General features: G+C 65.3%; 22 protein-coding genes and 1 tRNA gene. 8 read left to right on the plus strand and 15 right to left on the minus strand.

Annotated features, from left to right (window positions below):
- Positions 1–150 precede the first annotated feature (150 nt).
- The 3 genes from V9E98_01195 (at position 151) to V9E98_01205 (ending at position 3,026) form a co-directional block, all read left to right on the plus strand.
- The gene (locus V9E98_01195; protein MEI2715607.1) at positions 151–1,185 is read left to right on the plus strand and encodes a site-specific integrase; all 1,035 of its coding nucleotides are present in this window, start codon (positions 151–153) and stop codon (positions 1,183–1,185) included.
- Entirely contained in the window at positions 1,182–2,738 is a 1,557-nt protein-coding gene (locus tag V9E98_01200; GenBank protein MEI2715608.1) for a hypothetical protein, read from the plus strand. Before V9E98_01195 ends, V9E98_01200 begins: the two co-directional genes overlap by 4 nt.
- 215 nt (positions 2,739–2,953) lie before the next feature.
- Positions 2,954–3,026 (plus strand) — tRNA-Lys (locus V9E98_01205).
- Between the two features lie 145 nt (positions 3,027–3,171).
- Here V9E98_01205 and V9E98_01210 read toward each other — a convergent pair.
- Positions 3,172–6,075, minus strand: coding sequence for a fibronectin type III domain-containing protein (locus V9E98_01210; protein MEI2715609.1), 2,904 nt, complete (start codon positions 6,073–6,075; stop codon positions 3,172–3,174).
- A 14-nt stretch (positions 6,076–6,089) separates the two neighbouring features.
- Here V9E98_01210 and V9E98_01215 point away from each other — a divergent pair, with 14 nt between their 5' ends.
- Entirely contained in the window at positions 6,090–6,284 is a 195-nt protein-coding gene (locus V9E98_01215) for a hypothetical protein (GenBank protein ID MEI2715610.1), read from the plus strand.
- A gap of 279 nt (positions 6,285–6,563) precedes the next feature.
- Here V9E98_01215 and V9E98_01220 read toward each other — a convergent pair whose 3' ends face one another.
- Both V9E98_01220 and V9E98_01225 read right to left on the minus strand, forming a co-directional pair.
- Positions 6,564–7,463: a hypothetical protein gene (locus tag V9E98_01220; GenBank protein MEI2715611.1), complete on the minus strand. Its 900-nt coding sequence runs from the start codon at positions 7,461–7,463 to the stop codon at positions 6,564–6,566.
- Positions 7,464–7,761: 298 nt separating this feature from the next.
- Positions 7,762–8,544 (minus strand): hypothetical protein, encoded by a 783-nt coding sequence (locus V9E98_01225; protein MEI2715612.1) that lies wholly within the window; start codon positions 8,542–8,544, stop codon positions 7,762–7,764.
- Positions 8,545–9,047: 503 nt separating this feature from the next.
- On the opposite strand from V9E98_01225, the gene V9E98_01230 reads away from it, so the two are divergent.
- Positions 9,048–9,206 (plus strand): hypothetical protein, encoded by a 159-nt coding sequence (locus tag V9E98_01230; protein MEI2715613.1) that lies wholly within the window; start codon positions 9,048–9,050, stop codon positions 9,204–9,206.
- Positions 9,207–9,353: 147 nt separating this feature from the next.
- Here the strand turns inward: V9E98_01230 and V9E98_01235 are convergent, their stop codons facing one another.
- The 8 genes from V9E98_01235 to V9E98_01270 form a co-directional block, all read right to left on the minus strand.
- Entirely contained in the window at positions 9,354–11,687 is a 2,334-nt protein-coding gene (locus V9E98_01235) for a cbb3-type cytochrome c oxidase subunit I (protein ID MEI2715614.1), read from the minus strand.
- A gap of 391 nt (positions 11,688–12,078) precedes the next feature.
- Positions 12,079–12,582, minus strand: a complete 504-nt coding sequence (locus tag V9E98_01240; GenBank protein MEI2715615.1) for a hypothetical protein — start codon at positions 12,580–12,582, stop codon at positions 12,079–12,081.
- 173 nt (positions 12,583–12,755) lie between these two features.
- Positions 12,756–14,366, minus strand: coding sequence for a hypothetical protein (locus V9E98_01245; GenBank protein ID MEI2715616.1), 1,611 nt, complete (start codon positions 14,364–14,366; stop codon positions 12,756–12,758).
- Positions 14,367–14,454: 88 nt separating this feature from the next.
- A complete protein-coding gene (locus V9E98_01250) occupies positions 14,455–14,847 on the minus strand; it encodes a hypothetical protein (protein ID MEI2715617.1) in 393 nt (130 codons plus the stop codon).
- An 18-nt stretch (positions 14,848–14,865) separates the two neighbouring features.
- Positions 14,866–16,281: a DUF2252 domain-containing protein gene (locus V9E98_01255; GenBank protein MEI2715618.1), complete on the minus strand. Its 1,416-nt coding sequence runs from the start codon at positions 16,279–16,281 to the stop codon at positions 14,866–14,868.
- Positions 16,282–16,440: 159 nt separating this feature from the next.
- Complete coding sequence (locus tag V9E98_01260; protein MEI2715619.1) at positions 16,441–17,115, minus strand: peptidoglycan-binding domain-containing protein; 675 nt, start codon at positions 17,113–17,115, stop codon at positions 16,441–16,443.
- An 89-nt stretch (positions 17,116–17,204) separates the two neighbouring features.
- Positions 17,205–18,422 carry a crosslink repair DNA glycosylase YcaQ family protein gene (locus tag V9E98_01265; GenBank protein ID MEI2715620.1) on the minus strand — a complete coding sequence of 406 codons (1,218 nt, stop codon included), beginning with the start codon at positions 18,420–18,422 and terminating at the stop codon, positions 17,205–17,207.
- Between the two features lie 5 nt (positions 18,423–18,427).
- On the minus strand, positions 18,428–19,237 hold the full coding sequence (locus tag V9E98_01270) for an alpha/beta hydrolase (protein MEI2715621.1): 810 nt from the start codon (positions 19,235–19,237) through the stop codon (positions 18,428–18,430).
- A gap of 88 nt (positions 19,238–19,325) precedes the next feature.
- Between V9E98_01270 and V9E98_01275 the strand changes: the two genes are divergently transcribed.
- Complete coding sequence (locus V9E98_01275; GenBank protein ID MEI2715622.1) at positions 19,326–20,036, plus strand: hypothetical protein; 711 nt, start codon at positions 19,326–19,328, stop codon at positions 20,034–20,036.
- Between the two features lie 78 nt (positions 20,037–20,114).
- Here V9E98_01275 and V9E98_01280 read toward each other — a convergent pair whose 3' ends face one another.
- Together V9E98_01280 and V9E98_01285 are read right to left on the minus strand one after the other, a co-directional pair.
- Positions 20,115–21,281: a PQQ-dependent sugar dehydrogenase gene (locus V9E98_01280; protein MEI2715623.1), complete on the minus strand. Its 1,167-nt coding sequence runs from the start codon at positions 21,279–21,281 to the stop codon at positions 20,115–20,117.
- A 37-nt stretch (positions 21,282–21,318) separates the two neighbouring features.
- Positions 21,319–21,789 (minus strand): SRPBCC family protein, encoded by a 471-nt coding sequence (locus tag V9E98_01285; protein MEI2715624.1) that lies wholly within the window; start codon positions 21,787–21,789, stop codon positions 21,319–21,321.
- 149 nt (positions 21,790–21,938) lie between these two features.
- Between V9E98_01285 and dtd the strand changes: the two genes are divergently transcribed.
- Both dtd and V9E98_01295 read left to right on the plus strand, forming a co-directional pair.
- On the plus strand, positions 21,939–22,409 hold the full coding sequence (gene dtd / locus V9E98_01290; protein MEI2715625.1) for a D-aminoacyl-tRNA deacylase: 471 nt from the start codon (positions 21,939–21,941) through the stop codon (positions 22,407–22,409).
- A gap of 109 nt (positions 22,410–22,518) precedes the next feature.
- The gene (locus V9E98_01295) at positions 22,519–23,211 is read left to right on the plus strand and encodes a class I SAM-dependent methyltransferase (GenBank protein ID MEI2715626.1); all 693 of its coding nucleotides are present in this window, start codon (positions 22,519–22,521) and stop codon (positions 23,209–23,211) included.
- A gap of 26 nt (positions 23,212–23,237) precedes the next feature.
- Here the strand turns inward: V9E98_01295 and V9E98_01300 are convergent, their stop codons facing one another.
- The gene (locus tag V9E98_01300) at positions 23,238–24,407 is read right to left on the minus strand and encodes a hydroxymethylglutaryl-CoA reductase (protein MEI2715627.1); all 1,170 of its coding nucleotides are present in this window, start codon (positions 24,405–24,407) and stop codon (positions 23,238–23,240) included.
- A gap of 72 nt (positions 24,408–24,479) precedes the next feature.
- Complete coding sequence (locus tag V9E98_01305; protein ID MEI2715628.1) at positions 24,480–26,033, minus strand: beta-propeller fold lactonase family protein; 1,554 nt, start codon at positions 26,031–26,033, stop codon at positions 24,480–24,482.
- Positions 26,034–26,170: the final 137 nt, after the last annotated feature.

A 26,170-nucleotide genomic window follows, 5' to 3' on the forward strand; every position in this document is an offset into this window, starting at 1 on the left:
TGTTATAACATACGGTAGTCGGGATGTTCCGAACCCGGCGGAACGGGGAACCCACACTTGCCAAACAAGCCACGCCGAGGACGCCACCGCCTCCACCCCACGGGACCGCTTCCAAGCGGGGCGGCGGCAACCGGTGTTGGTGGTGGAACGGTGAGCGCATTCCGAGGCCGAGGCGAGAAGAACGGGCGAGTGCTACGCCCAGAAGACACCTTCGTACTTCGCCAAGACCTCCCAATGCCGGGTGCCTACCCACTTCCCGACGCGGTCCGCGAAGTAGCAGCCGAGTGGAACCACCAGTCCGAAACAGGCGTCATCAAACCGGGCACCGCCGCCACCCACGCGAAGGTTCTCGGGACGTTGCTCAAGTTCGCCACCGCGCGCGGCGCGGTCATGGTGTGTGACGTTTCGAACGAGGTCTTGAACGAGTGGATGTTCGCGTCCCATGCCACCGACGCGAAGAAGGGGAGGGTCGCCGCCACCACGCCCAAGCTTCGGCGTGCGGTCGCGTCGTCGTTCTACTACACGTGCTTCCGGCTTGGTATCACCGACAACAACGTGGCGGCGAATCTTCCACCGCAGGGCAACACGCCTCGTTACGTGAAGCCATTTACCGAGGACGAAATCGAAGCATTGAAGGAGGCGAGCGGTTTCGCCTACCGGGAGACGAAGTCGCCGTCAGCGCTCGCTCTTGTCCTGCTCGGATGCTCTCCGGGAGAGGTGGGCTCCATCACGTGCGCCGACATCCACCTTGTCGAGGGCCGCGTGCGTGCTCACGGCGGCGGCACCCGCTACCAGGAGCGTTGGCTACCGATAGACGACCCGTGGTGCTTCGAGAAACTGTCAGCGCGCATCAAACACCTCGCAGACAAGCATCCCGACGATTGGGCCACCCGGTACGTGGCCTACGACCCCCGCCCCGATTCGGACAATGACTTCGCCAAACGGTCGGCGGCGACCAGCACCACGTTGACGACCGTCATCGACAAGGCCGGGCTGAAAAGAAGCGGCGTCAACCGAGTGGCGTCCATCGGCGAGCACCTCGCCCAGCGTGTGTTTCAAGAGACCGGTCGCATCGAGGCGGTCGCCGCCCGCTTGGGCATCAACAAGCTCGATGACGCGGCACGCATCGTCGGCTACGAATGGCGAGCCGAATACGAAACGTCACCGCCCGGCGGTGACGAATGAGCACCCCCACTCTCACCGCCGCTCCCGCAGTACAACTCCGCGCCATCACCCCGCCCGTGAAAGTGCAGCGGGCAGGACGACGAGCCGAACTCATCACCCTTCGCCCCAACGGCAAGTACGGGGCTCGACGCGCTCGCACACACGAGGAACGCGAGGTCGTATCACTCATCCAACGAGTCCGCTCCATCCTCGCCGACCCCGGATTTTGGGAGACCGCCACGCATCTCCCCGGCAACACGCGCACAGTGCTCCGTGCGTCGGGGAGGCCCGCCGACCATCCCACGTGGGTGATGTTCCTCATCGCCGCCCTCGCCACACAAGCCGGTTCACAACGCGCAGCTATCGCTCTCGTCGCCGACCCCGGGTTTTGGCGCTACGTGCGTGATGTCGCCAACCATCACCGGCCCGTGATGTTCATCCCCGCCGGGGACAAACCCCCGGCTCGACACCACTTCTCCCACTTCCTCCGCAAATGGGAATCCCCCGCGTGGCGAGAGGTCCGCACCCAGGTCATACGCGCGGGCCGCACCTACGCCCTCGAACAAGCGAAACGACTCGGTCACTTCAACCCCAACGACCCTCTCGAATACAACAGGGTTCGTCCGGAACAGTGGGTCACCCTCGACGGCACCGTGTACCAATCACCCAGCAACCGGGTGGATGCAGGACGATGCGACCCCGCTTCCGGATGGCATTCGAAAGGCGGAGCTCCCGACGGCACCGCGTATGGAACCAAGTACTCCATCGTGGAAACGTTGTCCGACGACTACTACGGACAGTTGCTCCTCTCGTTCGGCCACGTCACCCCACGCCCCGGCAAGACCCAGGGCGATGAAGCCGCCGCGAGCGAACGCCTCCTCAACCAGTTGAAGAAGGCAGCGCCCGGACTCAGAGGAGCCGTATCCGACTCCGCCTTCCGAGGACCGCACATCCGCCGCCTCACCCGACGCGGCATCCTCATCCTCAACCACCCCGTCGCCGCGAAAAACCCCAACCGGTTGGAAGGCGGACGCTACGCCGATGGTCGGGTGGAACGCACCCACAAAATTCGGACCGCCACACACAAGGGAGCGCACGGGTACGAGTGCCGCCACACCATCTACCTCCACGGCTCCAACCCTTGCGTCGAAGCGTTCGACGAAAACGGCGACACGACGCTCGTCCCGTTGGTGCCGGTCGGCTACGACCACCGGCAGACGAAGAGCGGCCACGTGTTCTACCTCAAAGTCGCCGTCGAGTGCCGACGCGGCAACTTCACCGAACTCATCCGCCTCGACCAGGCCGGGACCAGCGACGTCGCCCACGCGGCTCGCGCGGACCTCGCCCGCTTCTACCCTGTCGGCACACCCCAGTTCGACCTTCTTTACGGACGCCGTAACACGAGCGAGTCATTCCACGCGAAGATGAAACGCACGATGCCTCGCATCCCCGCCTACGGACGCCTCCGCCAAGACTTGTTCATGCTCGGCTACCAAGTGGCGAACAACGCGATAGCCCTCGCGTTCCACGCACAACGCGCAGGCCAGCCGAACGCCCTCGACGACACCCGCTAGTCACACACCTCCGGTTCCTATCACCCCGCCCGAGCGGGGCGTTCACCATGCCCGAAGTGTTGCTGGGGCTACTTGGCGACGCTCACCTTGCTCCGAATCGCAGCTGATTGGCTGCGGCAAAGGACGAGACGCGTACTCGCTCGCACCGCAAGCCGGTAACCTTGTTCTCGCAACGTTTTGCATCGGGTTTTCAACACGGTTTACTCCGTGTCCCCGGGCCTCTAGCTCAATTGGCAGAGCTGCGGACTTTTAATCCGTAGGTTGCGGGTTCGAGTCCCGCGGGGCCTACTTCGCCCGGATCTCTCATCACGTGACGTGGTGGATGGCGTCCTGGAGCCGCTACTTCTGTCCACGACGATGGTCGCGGCACGCTTCGCCGCCACACCGATCTCCCCAAGGTGGTCTCGGGTGGGCGGTCTGCGCAGCAGGTGGTTCAGCCGTTTCCCCGCTCGGCTCCCGGTTGGGGTGTGACCCGGTGGCTAGCCGTGGACCATGGCCCCCATCCCTGGGAGTTGGCTGCTCGGACCTTGAACCGAAAAGCGCGCCGAGGACTCAACTGCGTGAGAGTGCACGTTGTCTCACGCGTGGTGATGCAGGTCCGCGTCGACGGTGACGCCGAGACCTGGTAGCGGGTGATGGTCGATCCGCCGTTGTCCGCCGGCGCCTTCCAGTGCACCTTCACCGCCCTCTGCCGGGGAGTTCCGGATACCGCCCTTGGGGCTGCGGGAACTGTGCGGGACGCGACCCGGACGGTCACCGTGGTTGGTGGGCCGTCGGTGTGGATGTTGTGACTGGTCAAGTTCAACTGCAAGGAATATGTGCCCGGTTGTCTTGGCATGCGTACCCGCAGCACCTTCTCCGAAGACGTGACCTTTCCCGACCCGATGACCTTGGCTCGCGAAGCCGCGACGCAGGATTCGCTTCCGGCGGAGCCGGCCGCGCACCCGGCATTGCTCCGGCCCATGATCTGGGCGGTCACGGTGCTGCCCCTCCCGACGTAGGACACGGGGATGCGCACCGGCGTACCGGAGCGCACCGATCGGCGCGCCACCTTGGTTGTCAGGAGCCGACCAGGGCGGATGTCACCTTTGTTCGCCGCACCCGGGACTGGCCAGTTGTCCCACAGCCATAGTGCCGAATCCGCCATCTGACGGTAGCCCTGCATGTTGGGGTGGATGCCCGTGTCGCCATCGATCAAGGAGGGCTCGCCCGGGCACCACCCCGAGGCGATACGGCTGATGATGAACAACGATTGGGTGTTGTACGACATGTTGCTGGGGCCGTCGGCGCCGAGGCCCCAGGCGGACTTCCCAAAGCAGGCGGCCCATGACGAGAAGGCCCCCGGCGGTATCCCCACATTGAAGTCCGTGTTGACCCAATGCAGCCGTGACGCCTTGTTGGGCAAGTCTTCGCGAGTGTCACTGATCGCGCGGACGACAGCGTCGTTGATGGCGCTGCGCGCTACCAACAACTGCTCGGCGCTGAATACGGTCAACGCCGGCACTACCTCGGGGTACGGCTGAACGATGATCTTGGCATTGGTGTTGTTCAGGAGGAACCGGTACACGCCCCGCAGGCTCGAATAGGTTGCGTCCAGCTTCACCAAGGTCGCAACGCAGTTCCACAGGTCTTCGTTGACCTTGCCGATACATCGGGAAACGCCTTCGCCAATCAGCAACTTGCCAAGTGTTGGATTGCCACCCAGCGTCATGAGGACGATACGGGGTTGCTCGTCCGCCACGACGTTGAGCGCGTTCTTCCGGTTGTACTGGTTGAATCGCAGCTTCCCAACATTCCACTGAAGGGCAGTGGATCCGGTGACCGCGAAGTTCCGGTAGTACTGTGACGCATTGCCCGGGTTCACCCCGAGGCCGGCAGCGAAGTTGGCCGCCCAGGACACACGATTGGCCAGCCCGAAGTCCTGGGAGAACTGGATGTTGTCGTCGTCGGCGTTCTCCCTCGTGGAGTTCGACGAGCACGCGTCGTTCAACTTGTCACCAGGCTTGCACCACGGCAACCGAAAGCCTGACATTTCCGACCCGTCGCTGTAGTAGCCGAAACCGGCGGTGAAACTGTCTCCGATTGCCACGATCTTGGTCGGCGTCTTCGGATTCCTTCTGCGGGCTGAGCAGCGCCAGTCGAAGACGTTCTTCGTCTTGTTCTCCGCCAGGAAGTTGAATCGACCGTTGTCGAACAACGGGCAGAAGAGGGCCAGGTCGAGATGCTGCTGTTCGCCTGACCGCAACTGACAGAACCAGGAGTTGGGATCGCTGGGGTTCGCATAGTCCGCCGTGGCCTGGGGATCTCCGGTCATCCGCCGACAAACAGCATTCATTCCGCCGGGCCAGTTTCGGACCCAGAAACTGGGGTCGCGGACGAAGGGCGCACACCACCAGCCCGCCTGCAGGCTGTCGTTCCGGATGGCGTCGTAGTCATTCGTGTTGTCGGCAGCGGTCATGCAGTACGACGTGATGTCGGCCTGATCCAACTGCTGCCGGATGCCCTTCGAGGATTGGCAGTACACCGACCAGGGGTCCGCGAACACGGTCTCCCAGGGAATGGCACCCGGGTCGCCTGTCACGAATGTGCACGCCTTGTACAGGTTCACCCGGAACTCTTTCGCTTCCGGCAGGCGCATGTGCGGAACGCACCACCAGTTCACGCTGTCCCTGTCTTTCAATGCTGCGGTGAACGCGAAGTCTGGGGTGCTCCTGGTGTCGCAATACTTGGTCAGGCCGAAACTATTGACCAGAACGCCGCTGGACAGTTGACAGTAGAGCGAATATGGGTCCTTGGGGTCTTTGATCACGGGCCGTGCGTTGGGGTCGTCGGTGAGGACTGGGCAAGCGACCTCGAAGTCGATCTTGAACTCGTTGGGCCAGGCTGGTTTGGGGTGCGCCACGCAACGCCATTCCTGCAAGGACTGTTCAATCTCGGCTGTGAAGTAAGCTCCGATGGCTCGCTGGGCCGCGCAGTAGTCGTCGAGGTTTACGCCGTCCACATAGTGACCGTCGGCGAGCTTGCACAGCACCGACACAATGCCGGACCCACGCGTCATCGGATCCGACTTCGGATCGTTCGTGTAGAACTGGCAGGCGTCGTTCAGGTCGATCCTGAAGTCCTCGGCCGGTCGCGTTTCGTTGGTCGACCCAGTCACTCCCGTCGACGATCCGCCCCCTGGGGTGGCCGCGGACGCGTGGACTCCCTCGACTGTGGGGGAGCCAGCGGCCGCCACTGCTGGTGGGGACAGCAGGCCGACACCAAGCGCAAGGGTGGCCGAGGCGACCACCAGCCACGTTCGCCACCCCGAGCCTTGGGCCTGCAATTGACTGGTCATGATCCGATCTCCAGGTGCGAGTGCTTCCTGCTCCCATGGTCCTCTCCCACCCCAGTACTCCTCCGACCGGGTGGGAACCGCTGTTGGGGCCGATCGTCGACGATTGGCGCCCGGGCTCACAGAGTGCTCGACCGGAGCAGATGCTCGACGGCCCCCGCGAGGCGCTCGATGTCCGCAGCGCCAAGAGCCGACCACCACAGCCACCTTGACACCGATCGCAGCCAGGATCCCGGAGGGTCGCCAACCGCTCCTCGTGGTCGACTCTTTCGGCATGACAAGCAACCGTGACGACACGGTGGCGATGCCGGTGTTGAACGGGCGGGGGCTTCCGTGCCTACTCGCGAACGACCGAGAGCCAGCAGTCCTCGACACCGCACTGAGTGCGAGGAACTGCTGGCTCTCGACCTTCGGATCTTTGTTCGCCGCGGCAAGGCCCTGGCGCCGACGAGCAAAGGTCCGTGCGCTATGGCGCGACGGCCGGCAGGAAACTACTCACTTTGGTGGTAGTTCCCGTCGGCCTTGACCCAGGCGCGGTCGCTGTCGGCTCGTGCCCCGTCGCGAAGTGGGCGAACGGTGATCGTGGTGGCCACCGTGCGGCCGCTGGCCAGCGCAGCACTTGTCTGCTTGTCCAACTTCACATTCGCGGACTGCTTCTTCTGGTGCTTCAGCGTCACCTTGGTTGTGGAGGTCGGGCCGCCCTGCGGCTTCACGGCAACGATTGCATCGACCTTCTTGCTCTGGGTGGGGACGTTGCTCAGCACCTGCGCGCTCAGGGTGGCTCTACCGTCCTGCATCCGTTTGGAGACGGTGTAGCCGTTGACGACCGATGCCAACTGGGTTCCCTGCTGAATCGTGAAGATCGCGGTCGGAGGTTCACCGGGGCCCCAACTGTCGTGTTGGTCGTCCGAACCCACTTGGTACAGCTTTGCCGCGTCGCCTTCAATACTGATGCCGACATCGTTCTTGCCCGTGAAGTTCCCGTGCACGTGGGCCCGGATCAAGCCTTCGCCGCCGATATTCCAGTTCACGTCGACGTCCGGGGTGTAGCTGTTCGTAACGCCACCAGACGTGTAGAACCAGCAGGTGAGCTGACCGGAGACCAGGTCGAAGTCGCCTGATGTGGGCTGCGCGTTCGAGTTGGGCGCAGCCTTGTTCGAGTTATCGCAGTCCTTCCATTCCGCGTAGCCGTTCCAGAAGCTGTCGGGACTGGTGGATCCACTCGCGAACGTCATCGAATGACTCGTCCTGTTGTCAATCTTGATTCGGTAGCCGAGGTCCTGCGACCAGGCGTGCGCGTCGGTCGGAGGGATCGCGACGACGGCCGCTCCCACCAACACCGTGATCGCCCCACTCAGGGCCCGCTTTCCGTTGATCCGTTTGCTGACCATGGTCGCCTCTTTCCTTGACTTCACATTCGGCGCTTCATCTCTCGTGACTTCTGCACCCGTTCTCCGTGGACGGTTGCACGCATTCAACGCTCGGTCCCAGGAGATGTCGAGGAGCAAATCGGGCGTCTCACAACCAGGATCAAGAAATCCGTAAGGGTTACGGATGGTGCCGACTTCGACCAGGTGGGCCGTGGGGCGACCTACGTGGCGACTCGGTATGACTCCCGGATGGTCGGGTCACCTGCCTGCGATGATCGTCCTGTCAGAGCAGCCGCTACCGCGGCCCGCGGCCCACAGGTCACGGATCCAGAATGCGCTGAATGCCATCCTGAAGTGGCTGGAAGTTCACGGTCACGTCCCCGGCGAAGGGGTTGTAGAGGCCCAGCACGACACCGACCCCCATCGCCGACACCAACGCCCACCCGACCAGCATGAATGGGCGCGTGACTTTGGTGGCCACGATCCCCATGACCATCGACGACAGAGTCCCCGCTGTCAGGAGCAGCCACAACACGCTGGCAGGCAACTGACGTCGAGCGATCGACAGCAGTTCCACCTGACCCTCGGCAATGCTGCTGGCCACCGTGAGGACCTGCCCGGCTTCGGGATCGGACGAGTCCGCATTCTTCTCCAGCGCGCGAACGCCTCGCTCCAGCCGATCCAGGTAGGGGAGGCTGGGGAGATCGTTCAACTCACCGACGGCCAACTTGGGGCCGTCCTCCTCGCTGACCACCCGCATGTAGTCCTTCAGGTCCCGCGCGACCACATCTGCCCGGCTGCGATCCTCAACATTCTCGATAAGCCATGCGACTTCCTGCGCTGACGCCGCCACCTTCTCCACGGATGTCTGGGCGGAGCTGATGGTCCCCCACGTGATGGTGACCGAGAACCCGATCAAGAAAGCCATGGCGACGCCGGTGGGAGCGTTCATCGCCTCGGCCAGGGTGATGAGTTCGGTCTGGCGGGAGGGCGCTACGCGACGCCTCACCAGCAGACGGGTGGCAAACGTGACTACAGAGAAGTAGACGGTGAATAACGCGACGACGGCCAGCGTCGGCAACTGGGCGAGAGCGTCGAACACCCCTGCACGCTACTCGGCTTCGGCGCAGTGTCCTACTGTCACCAGGCTGTCGCACCTTCCACCGCCCCCGACCGACCTTCCACCGTTTGTGTCTCGCCTCTCCTCGATCGCAGGAGTCGCATACCGTGAAGTTCGTCAGGGTCCGGCGCATCTTCCGCCGTTGGGCCACTGAGGACTCGACCGCCCGCGGACATTGGCCCCGGGTGCGATAACTCGGCGTCGGGATGGCGGCGTTCGTGCCCGCCCTCGCTGGCACGCGGGGGATGTCAGCGCGGGCGGCGCTGTCCGATCGGTAGGTAGTCAGTCGACAGGCGGCCGGGCCACCCATCATGTTGGTCTCAGAATCCGCGACATCATGGAATCGGCTGTCGGCGACACGGCGCGGACTCAGCTGTACTGGCGACGTGCTGTCCCCAGCCCATCGCGCCTTGTCAATGCGGCTTGTGCGTCTTGTCCGCTTGGGGGGCGTCTGGGGGTATGGAGCGCGCGCTTCTGACCGCGGAATGGCCAGAGCGGGCAAGCAGAACCAGCGCTCCCAGCGCTACAGCGGACGTGAGGGCCAGAACCAGGGCTTCCGTTACCTGCGGTCGCACTGCGATCAGAACAACCACCGGTACCAATGCCGCAGCGCCGGCAGCAACAAGGGCCACGGCGGTGTGTAGGCGAGGCAATGTCGTTGCGGTCCAGTCGTCCGCATCTGTCCCAGTGGCGGTTCTTTCGATCCGACGGCCCCGCCGGTGCAGCGCCACGCTGCCAATGATCAGGACGACTCCGTAACACGCGATCAGCACAGTCGCCGATTGCACGGGTCAACTCCCGGCTGCGGACCCTGCGGGGGCCGGATCGTCGGAAGGAGACTCTTCGGTGAATAGCTGCAGGTCATCGTCGCTCACCCCTGCATCATGCTTACCGCGGAAGCGAATCCCGAGGAATGTGAGCCACAGCAGCGGAAGCACTCCGCCGACGATGAACACCGCATCCCCTGGTAGCCGCAGCCATTCGAGCGAGGTGTTCAGTGTCTGGAAGTTGAAGGCCATGGATCGCGCGCTGGCGTATCCGTTGTCCACGGATTCATAGAGTTGGAGCACCCCGAGGGGGAACAGTGAGACGAACACCATCCACGCCAGCCCGATGTTCAACGACCAGAAACTGATCCGCATCCGGCGCTCTGACCAGCGGTCCGGAGGTACGAAGTACTTCAATGCGAAGACCGCGAATCCGACGGCGAGCATTCCGTAGACACCCATCATCGCCGCGTGGCCGTGGTTGGCGGTCAAGGCGGTGCCGACCTCGTAGTAGCTCACGATCGGCAGGTTGATGAGGAACCCGAACACCCCGGCACCGAGGAAGTTCCAGAATCCGACCGCGATCAAGAACATGACGGCCCACTTGTGCGGGAAGGGGGTGCCGTCGGCGCTGCTTCCGCCACCGACTCGGATGAAGCTCCACGCCTCGATGGACAGGAAGAGCAAGGGGATCACTTCCATGGCGCTGAAGAAGGCGCCCAGGGAGAGCACTTCCGCGGGGGTTCCGGTCCAATACCAGTGATGGGCAGTCCCGATGACTCCCCCAGCGCTGTACAAGATGATGTCCAGGAAGATCACTCCGAGCGCCACCTTCTCCCGGACGACACCGAGTAGAACGAAGATGAAGGCGACCATAACGGTGGTGAACAACTCCAGGAAGTCCTCGACCCACAGATGGACCACCATGAATCGCCAGAAGTCGGTGATGGGGAACCTGTCCTGGTGCTGGGCCAGCAGTCCCAAGGCGTATACGGCGGGGAGCGCAAGTGCCGCGTAGAAGAACATCCAGGGCATGTTGAGTGCGCTTTCCGTGCGCAGCCGCTTGCGCAATCCCCGCCACAGGATGACGACCCAGAGAACCATGCCGACGGTCAGCAGGATCTGCCACAACTTGCCGAGGTCCAGGTACTCGAATCCCTGATTGCCCAGCCAACTCCACAGGTCCCCGAAGGCACCGCGTTGGCCTGCGAACTCTCCGATCAGCGATCCGACCACCACGATGACCAAGGCGCCCAGGAGCATGTAGGCCAACGGTGTCTGACCCTTGCGATCGCGTTGTCGCGTGATCATCGGGACCAGGAAGATCCCGGCGGCCAGGAACGACGTGCTGACCCAGAAGAGGGAGAGCTGAACATGCCAGGTGCGAACCAGGTTGAACGGCAGCAGGTCGGCGAGTGGGAGCCCGAAGAAGCTGGTCAGGTCTGCACGATAGTGGGCAGCTGCTGCCCCTACCAAGGTTTGCACCAAGAACAAGGCCGCCATCACGAAGAAGAACCAGGCCGTCGCACGTTGGGTACCGGTCAGGGTGATTTGATCCGGGGGTCGGAACCGGATCACTGCGCCAGTGTCCTGCCAGCCGATCTGGCGGTTCCAGCGCCCGAAGACGGCGAAGAGCGCCGCAGCGCCGCACAGCAGGGCCGCGAGACTGAAGATGCTCCACACCATGGTGTTGCCGGTCGGTGCGTTGGCGACGAGATCCTCTCCCGGCCAGTTGTTGGTGTAGCTGTCGCTCGACCCCGGCCGCTGTGTGGCGGCTGTCCAGGCCGTGTAGGCGAAGTACGCGGTCAGGTTGTGGATGTCCTCAGGGTCGGTGATGGCACTGGGCCGCAGACCGTTGGTGCCGTCGGGGTTGCCGAACTCGGTTGCGTACAGTTCCGTCAGATCCGCGAAGGCCTGCGCCTGGGCGTCGGAGATGGTCAGTGTGCCGGTGGCTTCATCGTAGGTATTCGTCCGGAACTCCTGGATGGTCCGGGCGATGGCATCACTGGATTCAGGCCCGCCGTACTGTTCCTGCACCGCTGTCGCTGCCCGATGCAGGTAGTCCGCGGTGTAGTCGGGACCGAGGTAGCCACCTTGTCCGTAGATGGTCCCGTACTCCATGAGGCCGTTCCGCAGGAACACCCCCTGCCCGGCGGTGATCTCCTCTCCCGTGAACACGGTCTGACCTGAACTGGACACGACCACCTCAGGCATGGGCGGACTCGACTGGTATGTCATGAAACCCATCAGGATCAAGACGAAGAACCCGATGACGGCAACGAGGCCGGCGGCTTGGGCCCAGGTCCGCGACAGGAGATGAGGGTGCCGTTCGGTGATTGTCTCTGCGGGATCTGGCATGGCGGCTCCTCCAGTCCGATTCGCTGGCAGAGCGTAGTGCGCCCATAGACACGGTGGTCGGACGGCGAAACAGGAGGACTGTGGACCCGTAACTATTCCCGGGTCAGAACCTCAGCGATCCCTGACTCCTTCCCCGTCGCCAACCGACCTGTCCAGGTCGTGACCTTGCGCGCCGACGAGACCGGGAACCTCGGAGAATGAAGAGCCCAACCAGTTGGCGCCGTGTGCACGCCGGTGAAGGAGCCGCACCTCTCGATGGCCGTCGGCGAGACCATGCGGCCCCGATCACCGCCCATCGATTGACCGGCACGACTGACCGACCGAAATAAGTCAGGACCAAAGTCCCAAGTTGGAGAGGCGTACTCGTCGATGTCGGACTACTGCGGCCCGATCAGGTGAAGCCCTTGCAGCTGTTCGGAAGGTTCAGGACCTGATTGATGTTCTTCCACGCCTTCTTGTCGTTGGTGACCGAACTCCACGGCAGCCACGTGGGTGATACCCGCTTGGTGTTGCGTGAGTTCAGCCACTCGAATGCCGTCGTGTAGTAGTCGACCTCCACCGAGACGTCGGCGGCGATGGTGGCGGGCCAGTTCACCTCGGTGAGTTCCTGGGCTGCCCGCAGGTGGGCCTTGGCTGCTTTGCGGTAGGTGTTGCGCAGGTACTTGGGCACCTTGGTCCCGTCCGGGACTGTCTTGCGCTTTCCGTACGCCTTGTGCCAGTTCTTGTCGACCGGTTTCCACCACTTGTCGGCGGGACACACGATCGTCATGAACTGGCGGGCGATCGGTGTGATCTGCGGTGCGGACTGGGTGTCGGTCGCACCGACTGCGCTGGGGGCGACACCTGCTCCGACGACAGTCAGCGCTGCTGCTCCGAGAACGATGGACGTGCGCATGATGACCTCCTCGGCCCCAGGTCCAAGCCCTGGGTCTCTACCTCCACGGTACGGCGGTACCCACCCAAGGGAAACCCTACGGAGCCACTAGGAAATACATCCGCCGCACCGATGGGACCTTTGCTGCGGCCCGGTGGGACCTTCGGCCCACACCCTCGGGGCCCCGTCGTCGACTACAAAGTCGCGACGAAGACGTCCCAGTTGTTGTTGTCGTCACCTGGAACAAGATTCGGGTTGTTCGACGTGAACGCCAGGCGCAGCCCGTCATGCGACCACACCGGATCCACCGACTCGAAGTAGGTGGTGTCGCAGTTGTCGTTGTCGCAGTCGTCGCGATTCCCGCCAGGTGTGACCTGGGTGAGAGATCCGGTGACGAGGTCCTTGACCATCACCACCATGCCGTTGTCGGAGCTATCGGCCACGAACGCAAGGCGCCGACCGTCGGGGGACCACACCGGGCCGGTTGAACTCCAGGTGCTCTCGCTGCCGTCCGCCGCGACGGAGATGCGTGTGATCGCCCCGCCGGACAGGTCGCGGACGAAAATGTCCGACGCTTCGTTGGTGTCGCCGGCGACGAGCGTCGGGGTCGACGATGCGAAGGCGATCCGGTCGCCCGCAGGACTCCAAGTCGGCTGAGCCGACTGCCCGTCAGTTGTCACGGCCGCGCCCCCCGATCCGTCGACGCCAACGACGCGGACATCACGCAAGACGCTGCCTTGTTCGTCAGAACTCACTGAGGTGAACGCGACGCGAGTCCCGTTGGGACTCCAGCGACCCTCACCGACATCGACACCTTGCGGGAGCCGCGTGAGCACCCGGTCGGCAGCGCCGCCGACGAACAAGTCGACCCACTCGTCGCCGTCACCCACCACCAGGTTGGTGGCCCCGGATCGGAACATCACCGAGGCGCTGTCCGGCGCCCAGCGTGGATCGCGGGCTTGCGCCGGGTACGGTCCGCCGGTCAACCCGGCACCCGTCGGAGACTGCGAGAGTCGTGCCGCCGTACCACCACTCGCGGGGATCACATACACATCGGAGTTGGTGTCCGTATCCGTCGCAGCGAGTGGATACGAGGAAACGAAGGACAATCGGGAACCGTCTGCCGCCCAGTCTGGTTCTCCACCCCACTCCAAATCGTCACCGAGACGCGTTCCCGGCAGGCGGGTCGTCGTCGACCCGGCCAGGTCCCGCGCGTACAACCAGCATCCGGGCACGGGCGCAGTGAGATCCGAGGCGCACGAACCGAAGACCAGCGCTTGATTGTCCGGTGACCAGGTCGCATACCGCGAGCGACCGGACCCGGGAGTGCCGGCGGGAGTCGCGGACACCAGCGCGATACCGGCTGGGGCGCCGACGACTGGGAACGGCTGAGTGGGTTGTTCGGGCGCGGGACAGGGCTCGAGCGCGGGATCGCACGGAGGTTGCGGCGCGATCGGGTCCGCCTGATAGCGCACCACAATCCGGTATCCCTTGCGTGCCGTCACCCGGGCCTTCGTCGGACTGACGGTGGGAATCCAGGTCCTGCCCTGGGTGCTGACGGGCTTGGCCGTGGCCCGGTAGATTCCCGGCCGCAGTCGGCGCAAGGTCTTGCTGCGCTTCACGATGATCGTCTTGGCGTACTTCTTGGGGCCTTTGAGCCGCACTCGAGCCGCGGAACCGGCGGGGAGCCCCGTCGCGGATATCACCACAGTGCGTCCCGGCGGCCGCGCGATCGGTGCCGCCTGCATTGGTGCGACCGGAGCAAGCAGAGGTAGAACCAGGAACCAGGCCCATCGCCATCTCATGTCGAACACCTCCTGCAGGAGGCGGGCCGCGTCAGAGTCGGACTGCGTAACCCCCACTTTCAGGGTAGCCCCGGCGAGGTGTCGGTGATCAGTTCAGCAGCGAGATCCAGTCCTGCGGCGCTGTGACGGAGAAATAGAAGACGTCGTGGATCGTGGTGATGGCGAGGACGTTGCGGGCGACTGTGCGATCCGGCAGTTCGCGTGTCTCGGTGGCTCCCGTGATGTCGATCCGTTCGATCGTGACGATGCGCCCGGAATCCGCCGTGAAGATGATCTGACTTGCCGTCAACCGCAACTGTCCGGGTCCCCGATCGGGGCCGAAAGCAGCGACAACTCGCTCCTCGCGATAGTCGACCGGCGCAGGCAGCGCGACCGCCGGGCGTGACGTCGACAACCGCGGCCGGGTGCGAATCCGTTGCAGTCCCCAGATCACCACGGCCACCGCAATTCCCAGGATCACCAGGTACAGCAGGGACCGCATCGGCTTCGGGGTGCCCCGTCAGATCCCCTGCTCGGCGGTGATCCGACCGCTCTTGACGGCAGCGACGAGGGCGTCGTGATCCTTCTCGTTCTGGTCCGCATATGCCTGCGAGAAGTCCGCGATGGCGTTGTCGAGCCGGTCGCTCTTCCCCATGTAGGTCGACAGCGCGATCGCGTCCCCGGAGCGGGCGTGGGCTTTGGCCAGGGTCCACGCGCAGATGCGCCCGTAGGCGGCCAGGTCGCTCGGCTCCATGGCGTCGATGACCGCCGAGCCTTTCCAGTCACGCAACTGGCGAACGTAGAAACTGCGGGAGACGCCGTCGAGCCCGGAGACGTGATCCCACCCGAGAAAGATGTCGCTCGCGGACTGCATCAAACGCTGGCCCGCCACGACCCGCTCGCCGCTGGTGCGGAACTCGCTCTTCGATGTGAACCGTTCCAGAACCGACTCCTGGGCTTCCTTGACCTGCAGGAACAGCGGATCCTCAGTGTCGCGGCCGCGGAACAGAGCCATCCAACACCGAGTCCCCACACTGCCCACGCCCACGACCTTCAATGCCAGGTCGGTGAACTCGAACTGCTCGAGCAGGTGACGACGGTCGAACTGCAGGGTGGATCGGTAGCTGCGCAGCACGGAACCGATGGTCTCGATCACCTGGTCACCGTCGACGCCCTCTTGCTGCATGAGGTCTCGCACATTCACGATGAGTGGAGGGCTGGACACGATACGGCGCTCGCCGTCGACCACCTGTGTGAACTTGGAGAACGCCTGCACAGAATCGCGGGTCTGCGCTTTCGCGATCTGGCGGCGGGCCCGCTTGACTCCGGTCTTGCTGGCCTGCTTGGCGAAGTTCTCGACGAGGGTCTCGATGTCGAGGCGTGCGTACCAGATCTCCAGCTGCGGCATCCCGGCGAAGTTGGCCATCGAGTCGCGGTACTGCTTCGTGGCCGCCAGCAGAATCACTCGCCGCTCAGGGTCGGTGAAACCCCGATCGCGTGCGGCGACCTCCAGCGAGGCGGTCAGTCGTTTGAGATCCCATTCCCACGGGCCTGGATTCGTCTCGTCGAAGTCGTTGATGTCGAAGACCAGGGCCCGCTCCGGGGAGGCGAATGCCCCGAAGTTCATCAGGTGTGCGTCCCCGCACGCCTGGACCGACAGGCCACTGTTGGGGGTCTCGGCGAGATCCGCCGCCATGACCAGCGCCGCCCCGCGATAAAACGTGAACGCTGTCTGCATCATGCGGCCATACCTGATCGGGATCAGTTGCTGCAGACGCGTCGCCGACTGTGACTCGAGCAGAGAGACCGGATCGGGCCGATCTGAGGGTGGGTCGAAGTAGGCCTGGCTGGTGCGCGGCACCCGCTTGCGTGCGGCCTTGCCGCGGTCGGCGCGTTCGGCGGGGGTCAAGTGCTCGACATGCTGAAGATCCTTCACCGGGACAGGCTCCCACAAGTGGGCCCCGCCCGCCCGGCAACAAGCCGGTGATGAGCCAGGCACCCCGCGCCACCGTGCGGCGGGACTGCCGACAGGGGTCCGGCCCCGTCCGACGGTGGGTGCCGTCGAACGGGGCCGGGTTGGGGGGAGGGTGGGGGATCAGGTGAGGCCGCAGTAGTCCAGCAGCTTGGGCGGCAGACCGGCGCTGGCGCCACCGCAGACTTCGTCATTCGGCACGCGGACCCACTGTGAGCCCTCAGCCTTGAGGAAGAAGTTCTCGACGGCAGGGCCGTTCATGGCCTGGCCGGCGGCCCAACGCTCCGCCGCGACATTGACGCAGATGAAGCTCTGGAGTTGCTCGCCGGACTTCAACGCCGCCGAGATCGCCTGACCCGTGCAGGGGGCTGTCGTTGATGTCGGGCTCGGGGTCGTGGTGGGGCTCGCGGTGGGACTGGCGGTGGGGGTCGTGCAGGCCTGCTTGCCTTCGCTCACGGCTTTCTTGAGCGCGGCTTCGGTCTCCGGGCCGAGTTCGCCGTCCACCTCGAGACCTTCGGCCTCCTGGAAGCGCACCAGAGCGGCGTCGGTCTCGGGGCCCATGATTCCGTCGACAGCGCCAGAGTGGCAGCCGACAGCGTTGAGCTCTTCCTGGATCTGCTTGTCGAAAGCCACCGTCGATTCACCCTCGGAGGCAGACGCGGAGGGGCTGAGCGAGGGACTCGCCGTGGGAGCGGCGGTCTGAGTGGGGGCTGGATCAGACGAACTCGAGCATCCCGCCAGTCCGGCGAGTGCCAATGTGGCGGCGGCGGTTCCGACTGCCAAACGCTTGGTCAGCATGTGGGCCCTTCCATCGTTGTGCGACGTCCTGGTTCTATCACCGCGGCTCTCGGCGACCCGGTGCCGCCGTGCCGCCGCGATTCGTACTGTTACCTGACCGATATGCGGGTCACGGCCGTCGCCAGTCGAGTGGCAAGATCGCCGTTCGCGGCCACGCTGACCTCGGCCAACCCCAACCAAGTGGCCAGCCGACCGAGTTCGGCGGCGAGGCGATCGGACGTGTCACTGGTCGTTTGGTGGCCCCACGTTCCTTGGACCTGAAGCGTGCCCCTGGCTCGGTCGGCTTTCAGGTCCACCCGGGCGCGTAGGTGCTCGTCCTGCAGGAAAGGCAGCACGTAGTAGCCATGCGCACGTTGCGCCTTCGGCACGTAGATCTCGATGCGATACCGCATGTCGAAGAGGCGCTGAACGCGGCTGCGCTCCCAGATGAGGGGGTCGAACGGCACCAGGAGCGCGTCGTGGGTCAGGCGCCGAGGAACCACGACGCTGTGATGGCGCCAGGCCGCGGGCCAGCCCGGAACGTCCACGGGCAGCAGGGCACCGTCCTCCACCAATTCGGTGACGGCCCGCATCGTGTCCGCGGCGTTCAGACGGAAGTAGTCCCGGAGGTCCACAGCGGTGGCCACGCCGAGCGCACGAGCGGCGATATCCACCAGCCCGCGGATGGCCTCCGCACGATCGGGGGTCGGGGTGTGGCGCACGTGCTGCGGAAGGACCGCCTCGGGGAGTGCGTACCGGCGCCGGAACTGCGCGTCCCGCCCGCCGCTGGTCACCTCACCGCTCCAGAACAAGTGCTCCAGAATCTGTTTGACCGCGGACCAGTTCCATCCCCAGCGATCGGTGCCGCGGGCTGCTCCGTGCTCGAGTTCCCGCTCAACAGTGGTGGCGGTCGCGGGTCCGATCGCAGCGACGCAGTCGAGCACCTCCGTGACCAGCCCGGGGTCCGACTGCGCTGCTGCTGCGACCGATCCCCACGCGTGTGGCTCCGCCATCCGCCAGCGCAGCAACGGCTGGCGCTCCACGGGGAGCAACGACGCCTCATGACCCCAGTACTCGAACAGGGTGCGTGGTGCCCGGGCGCCGGCCGCGTCGAGCCGGGATCGGTCGTACGCCCCGATGCGGCTGAAAGCCGGAAGGTAGTGGGCACGCGTGAGAACGTTCACCGAGTCGATCTGCACCAGGCCCATCCGCCGGATCGACCGCAGCAGGGACCGCGTGTCGGACCGGCCGCCACCGAGACCGAAACCCTGGGCGGCCAGCACCGCGCGGCGCGCTTCGGCCGGGGAAAGCGCGTCGCGGCCACGCACGGATCTCAAGCCGCCAGTTGTTCCAAGACGATTCGCGTGGTCGCTGGTTTCAGCCCCATTCCCAGGTGGCTGCCGGTGACCTCGATGTTCGTGGCGCCCGGGACGACGCAGGCCCGCCAGTCGACGATGCCGTCGGACTTCGTATACAGGGAGACAAGGTCCACGTCGGCGGGCAACGGCCGCTTGGTCGCCTCCATGTACGGACACGTGCAGTCGGGGGTCACACACTTTCGTTCGCGCAGCACAGGGTCCAGAGAATGCGTGACTCGTAGGGCGCCCACGAGAGGGGCGGGGATCTCGTAGAAGGCGAACTCGTGATTCAACGGCGCACCGAGGCTGATCACCCGCTCGACCAGTTCCGGGTGCCGGGCCGCCAGTCCCCGGGCCAACATCCCGCCGCGGCTGTGGCCCACGACGAGCAGGCGCCGATCGTCGTCTTCGGCGACGGTTCTTTGCGCCACCCGCGCCAACTCATCCACGGTGCGGTCCGAGCACCGGACATTCACCCGGATGCCGGACCGGACAACGTGGTAGCCACCCGTGTGCAACGCCCACTGCAAAGGCAGTGTCGACGGGTCGCCGAATCCGAATCCCGGGATCACCAGGACGGGGCGTCCGGCGCCCGACGGCAACCCCGCTGATGCCGCGCCAGGCCCATGCAGCAGGGCGTGTTCCCACTCGGCGATCTCCCATCCGAACCGGGATTCCGACGCGGCCCGGGCGGCCCAACCGGGGGCGGCTCGCAACCAGCCGGGAAGGCCGCTCGGTGCCCACGGGAGGTGCGGTTGGTGGATGTCCATCCACTGGCTGGTCATGGGTCGATCCTGCCGCAGTCGCAGTCCGGGAGGGATCGTTTCACCCGTTCCCCTATGGGGGAGTCGGGTCACGACGTAGAGTCAGGCCGTGGCCGAGCACGACCAGGATGACGAGCAGGAACCCGCGCTCGTCGGCGCGGAATCCGCCTCATGGGCCAAGGTGATCGGCTTCACGCTCGCCGGCTGCGCACTGGCGGGAGCCGGGTTCTGGGCCGTCATGCCCAAGGGCGTCGTCGCGCAGTCCGATGCCGAGCCGGTGGCAGCGGAACCGGTGCGCCAGACGGAGGCGGAGGACGCGACCCGCGAGGAGAAGCCGGTTCCCTACCGCAAGGTCAGGCCCTACTTCGGACCGCCCAAACTGTCGATCCAGATCAGCGATCCCCTGCGCGGTGTCTGCGGTGCGACGTTCTCCGAATCTATGGTCGTGCGGGTGTTGGAGGGCGAAGCCGACGAAATCGTGGCCGAGGTGCGCATCGCCGGGGAGAAGATCGTACGGACCCGGGTTCTGACCCACGCCAACGACGAATGGACCGGATCTATCGGTGGGCTGCCCGTGGACCGGCCCGCGAAGTTGCTCATCATGGCGTCCGGCCCGTACGGCCAGGAGTCCGTCGTCAAGGACATCACTCACGACTGCCCCGGCAAGATCGACCGCACCGATCCCGCCTACCTGGGCAGCAAGGCCGGCCGCGAAGACCTCAAGGAGATGTTCGACAAGGAGTTCGAGTTCGACTTCGACTCGGGTGGCTCCGGGGCGACCGACCAGGACAGCCGCGGCTCCGACACAGAGCAGGAGTGACCCACCGGTCCTGCGAGGACCGGCTGGTACTTGTCACCGGAACCTCGCGCCGACATCCGGGCGGACGAGGAGTGGGGCTCAGGCGATCCGGTAGACGGGGCCATTGAGGGACACCGCGTAGACCCGGCCGCGGGCGTCCTCACCGAAGGACACCAGCGACTCAACCCGCATCCCGGTGCTGCGATCCCCTGCCGCGGACCCTGGCCCGAGGTCGACGGCCCGCACATCCGGGTTGCAGAAGTCGCCGTACAGATACGAGCCGTTGAGTGTCGTCAGCGCCTGGTCGCGCACGACGTAACCACCCGTCACCGAGCAATATCCGTCCGAATGGCGCAGGCCGAGCACAGGTGCTTGCGCACCCGGCGCGCTGCCGTCGGCGTAGCGGTCCGGCCCCTCGAACACGCGCCAACCGAAGTTGGCGCCCGCGGCCGTACCCGGTGCCGAGTAGTTGATCTCCTCCCAGGAATCCTGGCCGACGTCCGCGATGGTCAGCGCTCCTGTCACACGGTCGAATGAGAAGCGCCACGGGTTGCGCAAACCGGACGCGTAGATCTCGGGCCGGACGCCGGTTTCGCCGACGAACGGATTGTCGGCCGGCACCCGGTAGGGCCGTGCCCCGGACCGGCGAGGGTCGATGCGCAGCATCTTGCCGAGCAAGGTCGACATGTTCTGGGCCCGGTTCTGCGGATCGCCACCGAAACCACCGTCACCCATACCGACATAGAGCAGCCGGTCGGGTCCGAACTGCAGCTGCCCACCGTTGTGGTTGCTCGCGGGCTGACTGATCCGCATGACTTGGCGCGCGCTTGTCGCCTTGGCCCGGTTGGGGTCACCCGTGCGCACCTGGTACTCGATGATGCGGGTGTCGCCGGAGCGGTCGGTGAGGTTGATGTAGAACCGGCGGCCGGCCCTAGGTGAGAACGCCATGCTCAGCAGGCCCTGCTCACCGCTGGTCGACACCTGTCCCGAGACGTCCAAGAACGGCGTCCGAAGGGTCCGACCCTTGCGTACGACAAGGATCCGCCCGCCCTTCTCGACGACGAAAAGTCGGGAGGAGTCGCCGGGTTTGGCAGTGACGAACACCGGTTGCTCGTACGAGCCGACCTTCACCAACCGGGGCTGATCGGTGGAGCCGGGTTGCGCCCGGCCCCGCTGATCCTCGGCGGCGCTGCCCGTCCCGATGACACCGGCCCCCAACACGCCGACCAGAATGCCTGCGAGAACTGCGCGTGCCGAGGATCTCATCTGCCGAGTGTAGGTCGGGTTCGAGAAGGTGCGCCGATCAGTGATTCTCGGCAGCGGCCTTGAGCCGGCGCAGTGTCTGCACCATGTTGGCGCGGTTGTGCGCCTCTCGATCGCCGGGGATCAGCAACTGCCCCACACTCTTCATGGGCAGACCCATCAGTCCCTGCCGACGGTCGATCCAGGTCTCGATGACCCGGGTGGTGCCGTCGCCCACATCCTCGAAGTCGTAACGCCAACGTGAGACCGGGAACGGCCCGAAGTCCACGTCGAACTCGAACTCGGCACCCCGGTCGGCCGCCGCGACCGTGCATTGCGTGAACCAACGCACCGGGCCGCGCCGGTTGGTCCCGATGAATCGGTCGCCTACGGACAGTTCTCCCGAGACACCGCGGGCGCCCGTCGCCTCAGGTGACCACTCGCCCATCCGCCCGACGTCTGACACCAGGTCGTAGACCACCGCGGGGGACGCCGAGATCGTGATGGACTCTGAGACGTGGGACTCGTGCATGCCACCTAGTGTCACTCGCCCCAAAAACACCATGCAATTCCGGGCACTTCCGGACTCGCCCACGGAACGCGCCTGTCGCCGGCGCGGCCCGGGACGCTCGGGTCTAGATCGGCTCAGGTTGCGGCGCCTCGGGTGGGTAGCCTCGGTGCGTGCGAGCAGTGGTGCAACGAAGCGACGGAGCAGAGGTCGTCGTCGCCGGCGAGCGGGTGGGCGGCTTCTCCGGACCGGGTTTGGTGGTCCTGGTGGGCGTGAACCGCGCCGATACCGCTGAGCAGGCCGACCGGTTGGCCGGCAAAGTGTGGGGCTTGCGCATCTTCGATGCACACAGGTTCACTGAGTCCCACTGTCTGGCTCCGGGGGGATCACGGGAGCTATCCGCCTCGGACTTGGGACTCCCGGTACTGGTCGTCAGTCAGTTCACGCTGTACGGCCGCACCGGCAAGGGACGCCGCCCGACCTGGGAGGACGCCGCCGCGGGACCTGACGCCGAACCGTTGGTGGACCGGGTCGCCGCTCGGCTGCGTGAGTCCGGCGCCCAGGTGACGACCGGGGTGTTCGGTGCCGACATGCGGGTGACGTCGACCAATGACGGCCCGTTCACCATCCTTCTCGAGGTCTGACCGGCCCTCTCGCTTCCCTGGCTCCTACTCGATGACGGACTGCTGTGCGGCTCGACTTCATGTTCGTGAGGTGGGCACGGCCGACCGCCCCGACAGGTGACAATCAGGTGTGACCGCTGATACCGCCGTGGCCGACTTCTTCAGCAACTGGGATGTCTATCGAGCGGTGATCGACAACAACTGCATGGAACACAGGGAGATCTACCAAACGGTCGCCCCCATTCTCGCCCGCCGAGTCGCGCCCTTCTCGATCCTGGACTTGGGGTGCGGCGACGCCGCCGGGATCGCGCCGCTGCTGCCCGATCTGCCGTTGGCCCGCTATGTCGGAGTCGACTGTGCAGCGCCTGCACTCGAGCATGCCCGCGCGATGTTGACGCCTGTCACCGACCGCATCGAGCTGCACGTGGCTGACATGCAGGATTTCCTTGCGGCAACCGAGGAGCACTTCGACGTGATCCTGGTGTCGTTCGCGCTGCACCACCTCCCAACAAGCGACAAGCTCCGGTTCCTGCGGGCCGCGCGGGCGCGACTTCTGCCGGACGGCGAAGTCATCCTCATCGACGTCGTCCGCAAGGACACGGAGTCCCGGGATCAGTATCTGCGGCGCTACGCCGGGCTCGTCTCGCAGTGGCCAGTCGGAACGGAACGCCAACGGCGCATCGTCGCGCACGTCACGGGCAACGACTTCCCCGAAGAGGTGTCGGTCCTGCCTGGCTGGGCCTCGGCGGCTGGGTTCACGTCGGTGGAGGAGTTCTACCGCGGTGGCCAGGACACGCAGGCTGGGTGGATTCTGTCGCGGTGATCAGCGGGCACTCGGCGAAACCCTTCTCATGGTCGGTTGCGGCCCAGTCGATCGTGGCTGGAGACCCAATCCCCGGCGAGCACTGCTCCCGCCAATGAGACGTCTCCGGCCAGGACAACAGCGGCGCAGATCTCGGCGAACCGGTCGGCTCCACCCGTTCCATAGCAGTCCAGCATCTCCAGGCATTCACGTTGCGTGGCGAGTCCCGTCCCGCCGCCGTAGGTCCCGACGATGAGGGCCGGCAAGGTGACCGACCAGTAGTAGTCGCCATTGTCGAGCAGCTGTGAATACACGAAACCCGTGTGTGACTCCGCCACGTTGGCGACGTCCTGGCCGGTCGCGATGAACAGCGCCGCGAGGGCATTCGCCGCGTGCGCCCCCAGGTAGGCGCTTCCCGCCAGGTAGCCACCGAGCGCTTGCACCTGACGGGCTTTGAACATCGTGGCCGGATCCACCCCCACGACCTCTCGCAGGACCGCTGCGTCCAGGGTCGCCTCTGCCACGACTCGACGTCCCCGCGTGAGCAGTTGGTTGACATGACTGTGCTTCTTGTCGGTGTCCATCGATCCCGACAGGATGTACCGCGCCCCCGGATACCGGCTCACGATCCATTCGCACGCGGCGAACGTGGCCTTGCCGGTCATGTTCTGTCCGGCCGCGTCCCCAGTCGTGAAGTTGAACCTGGTGTAGAGGTTGGGCCCGGCGGGGAACTGCTGGATCCCGATCAGGCGGCCCACGCTCGTGGTGGCTTCGGCGGTTTGCTTCACGGCGGCGAAGTTGGCATCGAGCCATCCCGAGAAGTCGCGTGCGCGCCGGGCGTCATCGAACAAGAACACGGGGGCCCGCTGCATGGCGTGATCCACGATCGTCGTCTTCACCCCACCGGTGCGGCCGAGCAGGCGCATGCCCCGGTTGTAGCTGGCCACCAGGGTGCCCTCGGTCGTGGCGAGTGGGATGTAGAACTCGCCGTTGGCGCTTTCGCCGTCGATGAGCAACGGACCGGCCACTCCCAGCGGAACCTGCGCCACTCCGGTGAAGTTCTCGATGTTCCCGGGCAGACTCGCAGGGTCCACCGAGTAGTGGCCGACGGCGTCCAGCGAGGCGCCGGTGTGTTCGCGGACGAATTCCCGGCGTACGTGCGCCATCTCGTGGGTGTGGTCGTCGTAGCGGTCGCGCGGAACTGGTGGGCGGGTCATGGTGGCCACGCTAACGGGGCAGACAACACCCGTGCTCAACCGTCGCAGGGGCCCTATTCCGTCTGCAGAGACCTACTTGGTCGTCGCAGTGACCGTGCGCTTGGTGCCGGCTCCGGTTGCATTGACGGCTCGCAGTTGAGACTTGTACGTCGTCTTCCGCGCCAACTTGGTGAACTTGACCTTCGAGGTCGTGATGCTTCGCCAGGATCCGTAGGAGCCACCCCTTGGCTTGATCCGGGCATCGTAAGACGTGGCAGAGGCGACCTCGCTCCAGTCGAGGATGATCCGCTTCTTCTTCGTCTTGATGGATGGGGTCGCAACTTTGGCGGGCACCGTCAGCAAGGCCACGGCGTCGACCTGGCCCGCCGTCCCGTCAGCATCCGTGGCCAGCACCTTGTAGAAGTAGTCCGTTCCCGGGGTGAGGTCCGTCATCGAGCAAGTGACGTTCGCGCTTTGTCCGGCGGTCACGGTGTTGGGGGTGGCAGTCACGATTTCGGAGTCGCTCGCGACGCCGCTGTTCAACTTCGTCAGGCTCGTGGCATACCGGCAACTGACGTCGGTCACCGCATCCGTATCGGCAGTGACCCGTCCATTGCCAGTGGCCGTGGTGCCCGTGACCGCGGTCGCCGCTGCCGTCGTCGCTCTCGGTGCGAGCGCCACGATCGAGACATTGTTGCTTCCCTGATTCCCCACCACGGCGCGGGTTCCGTCAGACGTCGTGCTCAGACCGACGGGCTGGGTTCCGACTGCCACGTTGCTGGTGATCGAGTTGTCCGACAGGCGGATCACGCCGAGTGAGTTGAGCGCGAATCGGGTCGTATACAGGGTGGCGCCGTCCTGTGACAGCGCGGGGATCGCTGGGGTTCCGGGCACCGGGATTGTCGCCGACACGGTGTTTCCGGTGCCGATCACCGACACGGAGTTCCCGGCTGCATTGGCGACATAGGCGCTTCCATCTCGGCCCACCACGACGCCCAAGGGGCTGGCGCCGACGGCGACTGTGGCAGCCACTGTGTTGCTGGCCAAGTCCACGACAGACACGGAGTTTCCTCCGAAGTTCACTACGTAGGCGCGGGTGCCGTTGGGGCTCACGGCCACGAGTCTGGGTTGCGCACCGACCGCGACCTCGCTGGTCACGGTGTTGGTGGCCGTGCTGATGGTCGACAGTTTGTTGTCGACCAAGCGGGTCACCAGGATGTTGGTGCTGTCGGGGGTGCTCGCCACTCCGTACGGGGCGCCGGGTACCGCGATCGTGGTGACCACTGTGTCGGTCGCCGTGTTGATGACGCTCACGTTGTTCGAAGTCGGGTTCGCAACGTAGACCCGCGAACCGTTCGCGGTGACCGCGAGTGATGTGGGCCCGGTCCCCACAGCGATAGTGGCGGTGACGGTATTGGTGCCGAGGTCGATGACCGACACTGAGTTGCCCGTGCTGCTCGCGACGTAGGCCTTGGTGCCATCTGGTGTGGTGGCCACCGCGAACGGTGCGGTTCCGATCGCGACGGTTGCCGTCAAGTTGGCCCCTGAGGCCGGTGCGGCCACCCCCATCGCGAGTCCGGCTACGGCGATGGCCGCGGCGGCGACCTGAGCAACGAGACGGAACCCACTCCGAGGTGCAACAGTCATGGCTCATGGAAACACAGGTCCCCCTCACAACACGAGGGCAAGCGTGAGGTCCGTGAAGGTCGGGTCGCGCAGGGCGGGCTGAGCCCAGCCGGATGCCGTCCCGGCTTGGGCCACCTCCGCGGGTGGATCTTCCCGCG

This window comes from Candidatus Nanopelagicales bacterium (genome assembly GCA_037045355.1).
Taxonomy (GTDB): domain Bacteria; phylum Actinomycetota; class Actinomycetes; order S36-B12.